The 6,223-nt window shown below is 61.0% G+C and carries 5 protein-coding genes; 1 reads left to right on the top strand and 4 read right to left on the bottom strand.

Annotation, left to right across the window (positions count from 1 at the left end):
* Both WAW39_RS29860 and WAW39_RS29855 read right to left on the bottom strand, forming a co-directional pair.
* Positions 1-1,189 (bottom strand): tetratricopeptide repeat protein (locus WAW39_RS29860; RefSeq protein WP_422323361.1); only part of this gene is annotated, 1,189 nt, incomplete at its 3' end.
* A 15-nt stretch (positions 1,190-1,204) separates the two neighbouring features.
* A complete protein-coding gene (locus tag WAW39_RS29855) occupies positions 1,205-1,897 on the bottom strand; it encodes a hypothetical protein (protein ID WP_422323359.1) in 693 nt (230 codons plus the stop codon).
* A 276-nt stretch (positions 1,898-2,173) separates the two neighbouring features.
* On the opposite strand from WAW39_RS29855, the gene WAW39_RS29850 reads away from it, so the two are divergent.
* On the top strand, positions 2,174-3,826 hold the full coding sequence (locus WAW39_RS29850; protein WP_422323357.1) for a hypothetical protein: 1,653 nt from the start codon (positions 2,174-2,176) through the stop codon (positions 3,824-3,826).
* A 91-nt stretch (positions 3,827-3,917) separates the two neighbouring features.
* On the opposite strand, the gene WAW39_RS29845 is transcribed toward WAW39_RS29850, so the two are convergent.
* Positions 3,918-5,084 carry a tetratricopeptide repeat protein gene (locus WAW39_RS29845; RefSeq protein WP_422323355.1) on the bottom strand — a complete coding sequence of 389 codons (1,167 nt, stop codon included), beginning with the start codon at positions 5,082-5,084 and terminating at the stop codon, positions 3,918-3,920.
* Between the two features lie 630 nt (positions 5,085-5,714).
* A partial coding sequence (locus WAW39_RS29840) for a hypothetical protein (RefSeq protein ID WP_422323353.1) occupies positions 5,715-6,223 on the bottom strand: 509 nt, incomplete at its 5' end.

Genomic DNA, 6,223 nt, shown 5'->3' with positions numbered 1-6,223 from the left:
CGCTGAGGGTTTCGGCGTGCGTGGGCCCGAGGACGCGGGTGCGGATGGCGATGAGCTTGCCGGCCAACTGCCCGGCTTCGGCATGTTTTCCCTGCTTGCTGAGAGTCTCCACCAGGGTGTTTAGCGTGGCGATGGAGTAGGGGGTGTCTGTGCCCTGGCTGCTGGCGCTGATGGCGAGTATCTTGCGGAATTCCTGCTCGGACTCCTCCTTCTTTCCCATCTTCGACAGGGCTGCGGCAAGAGTCCAATGGGGACGCAGGGTGTCTTCGCTTCCGGGGCCGCACAGGCGTGTGAGAATGGGGAGCACCCGGCGGCAGATTTCCACCGCCTCGGCACTTTGATCCAGATGGGAGAGTGAATCGGCGAGGTAGGTCTGGCACTCGAGGGTGTCCTCATGCTCCGCGCCGTGGATGCGTGTGAGCAGCGGCAGCAGCGCGCGGTGCAGGGGGGCGGCATCGGCGTACCGATCCTGGGCGCTGAGGGTCTTGGCGAGCTTGAAGCGGGTGTCCAGGGTTGCCTTGTCCTCGGCCCCCAGCAGGCGCTCGCGGATGGCGAGCACCCGGCGGCACTCGGCTTCGGCCTCCGTGAATTTCCCGCCCTGGTACAAGGCTGCCGCAAGGAGATCCCGTGAGCGCAGTGTCTCGCGATTTTCCGCGCCCAGCACACGCTCATGGATGGCAAGCACCTGGCGGCAAACGGTTTCCGCCTCAGCAAGTTTCCCGAGTTTGATCAGGGGGGCTGCACGGTTTCTACGTGTGAGCAGTGTGCCCAGATCTTCGGCACCGAGTACGCGCTGCTGGATGGCGAGCACCTGGCGGTACTCAGTTTCGGAGTCGGTGTATTTTCCGAGATGGAAGAGGAGCGTGGCAAGATGACCGCGTGTTCTCAGCGTCTCGCGATGCTCCGCTCCTTTGACGCGTGTGAGCAGGGGCAGCAGCGCCTGCAGTTCGGCCTCTGCGGCTGCGTGCTCGTCCTGCTCCTCCAGCGCTGTGGCCAGATTCATCCGGCTGCACAAGGTGTCCGGGTCTTCCGGGCCGAGGACGCGTGCTTGGATGGGGATCACGCTGCGCAGCTCCTTTTCTGATTCGGCATATTTTTCTGCGTCGCGAAGCGCCACCGCCAGGGCATAGCGGCTGTCCAGGGTGTCGCGGTGTTCAGGGCCGAGCGTGCGCGTGCGGCTGGCGATCACGCCGCGCAGCAGAGGCTACGCCGCTTCGTAGTTGTCCTGCTTCAGCAGCAGCGCCGCCAGATTGTACCGGACGCTCAAGGTCTCCTTGCCCTCGGCTCCGTGCAGTCGCTCATGGATGGCCAGGAACTGGTGGAGCTCTCTTTCGGCTTCCTCCAGTTTCTCCCGCTTCATTTGGTTGAACAGGGCGAGCGCCAGCAGCATGCGTGTGCCCAGGGTCTCCGCATCCTCCGGGCCGAGTACGCGAGTGTCGGTGAGGAGCTGGCTGCGGCATGCCTTCTCTGTTTCTGCGTAGCGGCCTTGGTCCCAGGTGGCGTAAACAAGCCGCCGCTGGCAGATCAGTGTCTCGCGGTCTTCCGCGCCGAGGACACGCTGCAGGAGAGGGAGCAGGGCCTGCATGCGGGATGCCGCCGTGGTGTCCCTGCCTCGGTAGATCTCCATGCGGATGAGCGCCGCTCTGGCCAGCAAAGTCTCCCGCGCCTCCGCACCCAGCGCCTGCGTGCGTGCCTCCACGAGGGTCCGAAAAGCCTGCTCCGCCCCGGCATCTTTGCCCGCGTCGTGCAGCGCCATGGCGGCGTCATAGGCTTTCTGGCTGATGTCCGGTGCTGTGTCTGCTGCCGGCTTGGTGGTTTCTTTGGCCTCTGCCGCAGGGGCCGTGCCCGGGCCGAGGGAGGCAAGCAGCAGCAGAAAGGTGGATAGGAGAAACTTCATAGGAGAAGGGCTGGCTGCTCCAGGGTGAAGGATGAGAGTATGGGTGACAAGCTGATAATGAGAATGCCGCTGCTGGCGGTACATGATGCTGCGGAGAGGTGCTCAAACGAGAGCCAGATAGAGCTGCGCCAACTGGAGACGTATCAACGAATGCATCGAAGAAAGAGCGGGCCATTCAGGACTGGCGGCGGGGATTTTGTGAACTTGTAACCTTCAGCTTGAAACTCTTCTCTCGCTTCGTTTGGATGACGGCATCTCCCGTAGGATTTTTTAACCATGCCTGAACCCGCACCCAGCACCCCGGACGCCGCCGCACGGTCGTGGGTCTGGCATGCCACGGTGGATAGCCGCGAGGCCGGGAAGGTGTCCGTCCTCGCCTGTGTGGAGACGCTTGTGGCCGTCGCGCTCTATTGGTGGATTGCCATCCGCTGGGACACCCACTGGCATCTGCTGAGCAGTGTCTTCATCGCGCCGCTGCTGCTGCTGCGCTCGCCGGAGTCTATTAGGTTGGGAGTGAAGTGGTTCATGAAGGATTGGTTTGGCTTTAAAGACCATAAGGAGTGGCCGAGGGCGCGGCTCTGGCTGTGGCGGGGTGGATTCGCAGCCCTTACGGCCATGGCCACCTTTGCTTTTATCCGGTGGTTGTGCGGACTCTGGCTGGTGGGCCAGACTGGGTGGGCGCTATGGGCTTGGTCGGCACTCATCGGCTGCTTGTCACTGGTATTTGCGGGTGAGGTTGCATTAGCAGTGGTTTTTGCGGTTGCGAGTGGCGGTACGGTTACGGAGGAAAGTCAAGAGGAGCTCAAGGCTGTGATTGCGAGTGTAATTGCAGGTGCCATTGCAGGTGTGGTTGCGATTGGAGGTGAAGATTCGATTACAGGTATAGTTGCGATGGCAGGCGTGATTGCGACTGTGATTGCGACTGTAATTGCGATTGCGTTCAAGAATGAGGCTGCCAGTATAATTGGAGTTGTATTTGTGGGGTGGATTGCGGGTGTTGGAGTAAGCCTCCGAGGCCTGGTCTTTCGGGTGGCCGCCACGCTGCGGCATCTGCCCACAGGGCTGCGGCATCTGGCAGAAAACTGGCAGGAAAACAATTCCAGTGTGGACTCCTGCGTGCCCGCCGAGCTTCTGCCGGGCATCCGCGAAGAAGAAGAGGATTTTGCTTTCGATGGCCTTGCTCGCACGATGCGCCAAGAGAAAAGCCCGATATTGAAATGGATGGCTTGGCCATTAGTTGCTGTTCCCTTCTTCCTCCCCGCCTTCCTCTACCGCCTCAACATCAAGGCCACCTGCTGGTTCTGGTGGCCGCTGGCGTATCTGCTGAAGCCGGTACCGAAGGCAGATAGAGCGAGTGCGCAAAAGCAGGCGCTCTGCTGGCCTTGGGATGATCCTTGGCAGAGGCTGCTCATCTTCGTGCCAGCGGTGCTCATGTGCGCCATCTTGATCGATAGGTACTCTGATTTCGGCATGTGGCAGCAGTACAAAAACGCGGATGCTGTGCCGGTGCCGTTGAAACTGGTGCTGGGCATGCAGTGGTCCCACCTGCCGCCGTGGCATGTGGCGATGCTCTTTATCGCAGGCAGTGGTCTGGGTATGCTGGCGCTCTCCGGTGCTGCCTGCAGCCACAAGCGCAATGACAACTGGGACAACTACGCGCAGAGCGGGATGTCGATGCATCTGTGGATGATGAACGCGCTCACCAAGGTGCGCAGTCTGGCAACTGGGGCGTTCCTTATTCTCGGCCTCGGCATGTGCCTCATCTCCTTTCCAGAATGGCGGCAGCGGGTGCCGGAGGCGGTGATGATGAGGCTGGACCGCTTCCACCACGCGCAGGAGATGCATGAGCCTGCGCCTGCCGCCGAGCCACTCTCACCAGAGCTTGCGGGAGACACGCAAAGGAAGGCTCCGGAAGCTCGGCCTCGGTAGACAGAAAGCGTGTTGGGCATGTTCGTGATCGCGAGAAAATCAGGTCGCGCCAGGATGCGGACCTCACTTTTCCTCGTCGCACGCCTGTGCCTCACTCTTGCTGCAGCTGCCTCATCAAGGCCCTAAGCTGTTGCTCGCTCTTCTGGGTGTCAGGGTGGTCATTCCCCAGACGCATCACATCACCAGCATAGACGCGCTGCAAGCAGGGCAGGGCTTCCTGGTTTTTGTTTTGCATGCCCAGGCGCACTGCCAGGTTGAAGCAGCAGCGCAGGGTTTCCGGATCTTCCGGGCCGAGCACCCGTTCATAGATGGCCAGCAAGGTGCGGAATTCCTTCTCGGCCTTCTGCACGGGAAGCTCTCTGGCCCAGTTGCTCCGGCTCATCAGAGTGCTCGGGTGTTCCGGCCCGAGTGTGCGAGCCTGGATGGAGGCCACACTGAGGAATTCCTTTTCTGCCTCAGCCTGTTTTTTTTCAAAGCTGAAGACCGACCCCAAAGAGTTGCGGGCATTCAGGGTGTCAGGATGTTCGGGGCCGTGCACCCGCGTACAGGAGGCGACATGGGCGCGCAGCAGAGGCTCGGCTTCCGCATATTTTTTCTGGAACATCAGCACCAGAGCCAGATTGTGCCTGCCGATCAGGGCGGCTGTATCCTTGGCACCGCCTGCCTTCTCAGAGGTGCTCAGCAGCTGGCGGAACTCCTTTTCGGCTTCCTCCAGCTTTCCTGCGTCCATCAAGACGAGCCCGAACATCTCACGGGCGTACAGGATCTCCTCATTCTCCGGGCCGAGCACCCGCTCGTCGGTGCGGATCAAGCTGCGGAATTCCTGTTCTGCTTCAGCAAATCTGCCCAGTGCTGACTTCGCATAGATGGCGTGCCTCTGGAAATGCAGAGTGTCAGGATCTTCCCGGCCCAGGACACGCTGCAGAGTCAGGAGCAGTGATGAGCTCCTGGCTTCCGCTGCGGCATCCGTGTGCCGGGCCAGCTCCATCCCCATCAGCATCATTCTGGCCCGCAAAGTCTCCGGGGCCTCCGCTCCCAAAGCATCCCTGCGTGCCGCCACCAGTGCCTGCAGGGCCTTTTCCGCCGCGAGGTGCTTGCCTGCGTCGCGCAGGGCCATGGCATCGGTATAGGCCTTCTGGCTGATGTCCGGCGCTGCGTCTGCTGCCGCCGCTTTGTTTTTTCCATCGCTATCCGCCGCAGATGCAGTGCCTGGGCCGAGGATGGCAAGCAGCAGAAGGCCAGAGAGGAGAAGCTTCATGGGAGAAGGGCTGGGTGAGTCTCCGAGAATAATAAATGGTCGGATGAACAGCAAGGTGAATTTGGCGGCGCTGCTGGTGGGCTGTGGGTGGCGGAGCCGCACGTGTCAGAAACCAGCAGGTGCTGCTATGGCGAGGCTGGTTCAGCAGCGCCATGCAACGGGCCTGTGCTTCACCTGGGCCCTCCATCGTTTCGGCTTTGGTTGTTAAAAATGGAACTCGCCTTTCAATGCAGGCCCACGACCTTTGAACATCTGCTCAAACGAGCAAAGAAAGCTGGAGGAGCAAAAGCGACGGATGGACCTGAACAACACACCGCGTGACCTGCAAGGCCAGATCAGCCCGCACAGAGCGGCAGAAATCACCAACCTGACACCGCAGCCGCCTCCTCTTTGAGTGAGGGTTCATGAGGGAAGTCTTGGGTCCGAATTTTGAGATGCAAGGTAAAAGATATTAGAGTCTGGTGGTATGTGGTTTTGAGAAGCCTGAAAATTGACCATGGAATACACGGAAGCCTGAGTCTGATTCAGTTTCCGTGTATTCTGTGTATTCCGTGGTTGATTCACTCCGGCGAATCACTTGGAGACTGTGCAACCAGAGATCGGTGCTCCATGTTGGCGCATAGGCCGAACTCAGAACCCCAGGAGCTGCTTCACATGATGGAAGTCGTACCCGCCATACAGGCTGCCGGGGGGCAGGGGGTGGTGGTTGTGCTGGTGTTTGGAGGAGCTTTCACAGCGGCTCTGGCGGCGGCGGAACTCGGCGGGGGTGCGCTGTGCGGCGGGGAGGTTTTGCATCTGTGCGGCGGTGCGCTCGGCATGGACGATGTTGGAGACGCGCATGGCTTCGTTTTCCTTGTGCTCAGGGCCGGGGTCGCGCTCATCCTTCACGGGGGCGATCTGGTGCAGGGCATCGCGCCCGGCCATGATGGCGTCTTCCAAATCTGCGCGGGTGATCTGCCTGCGCTGGCGCTGGTGGTGCTGCAGCGCGTGGTGGGTGTGCACCTGCTGAATGACGTGCGCGAGCTCGTGAGACAGCGTGGCGCCGGTCAGCGCGCTGGGATTGAGGTGAATGGTCACGTGGCCTCCCTCATCCGTCACGGTCTGGGACATGCCGCGCTCCTGCGGCTTCACGGTGATGG

It is taken from the genome of Prosthecobacter sp. (assembly GCF_049294395.1).
Taxonomy (GTDB): domain Bacteria; phylum Verrucomicrobiota; class Verrucomicrobiia; order Verrucomicrobiales; family Verrucomicrobiaceae; genus Prosthecobacter.
The sequence above is the reverse complement of the archived record's forward strand: the minus strand, read 5'-3'. Positions and strand labels throughout refer to the sequence as shown.

Coding starts and splice junctions, on each gene's coding strand:
- WAW39_RS29855 (WP_422323359.1), bottom strand. CDS start 1,897: ATGAAGTTTCTCCTATCCACCTTTCTGCTGCTGCTTGCCTCCCTCGGC.
- WAW39_RS29850 (WP_422323357.1), top strand. CDS start 2,174: ATGCCTGAACCCGCACCCAGCACCCCGGACGCCGCCGCACGGTCGTGG.
- WAW39_RS29845 (WP_422323355.1), bottom strand. CDS start 5,084: ATGAAGCTTCTCCTCTCTGGCCTTCTGCTGCTTGCCATCCTCGGCCCA.